General features: G+C 71.9%; 1 protein-coding gene. It reads left to right on the top strand.

The genetic code is table 11. The annotated features are described in order from the left end of the window. On the top strand, positions 1–526 hold a 526-nt coding region (locus tag FK268_RS23860), incomplete at both ends, for a phytoene desaturase family protein (protein ID WP_368732159.1).

Raw genomic sequence — 526 nt, 5'->3', positions numbered from 1 at the left:
CGTTCAAGGTGGACTTCGCCGTCCAGGACGGCGTGCCCTGGACCAACCCCGACGCGCGGCGGTCGAGCACCGTCCACCTGGGCGGCGAGTTCGCGGAGATCGCCACGACCGAGCGGGCCATCGCGGCGGGGCGAATGCCCGAGCGGCCCTTCGTGCTCGTCGGGCAGCAGTACCTCGCCGACCCCTCGCGGAGCGTCGGCGACGTGCACCCCGTCTGGTCCTACGCCCACGTGCCGAGCGGCTACGCCGGCGACGCCACCGAGGCGATCGTCGCCCAGATCGAACGCTTCGCCCCCGGGTTTCGCGACCGCATCGTGGGCACGGCGGTCTGCTCCACCACCGAGATGTCCCGCTACAACGCCAACTTCGTCGGCGGGGACATCAACACCGGCTCCAAGGACCCGCTGCAACTCGTCTTCGGCCCGCGGATCACCCTGCAGCCGTACGACCTCGGTGTCCCCGGCATGTACATCTGCTCCGCCGCGACACCGCCCGGGCCCGCCGCCCACGGCATGTGCGGCCACCA

Origin of the sequence: Tsukamurella sputi (assembly GCF_007858445.1) — a bacterium.
GTDB lineage: Bacteria > Actinomycetota > Actinomycetes > Mycobacteriales > Mycobacteriaceae > Tsukamurella > Tsukamurella sputi.
The sequence above is the reverse complement of the archived record's forward strand: the minus strand, read 5'-3'. Positions and strand labels throughout refer to the sequence as shown.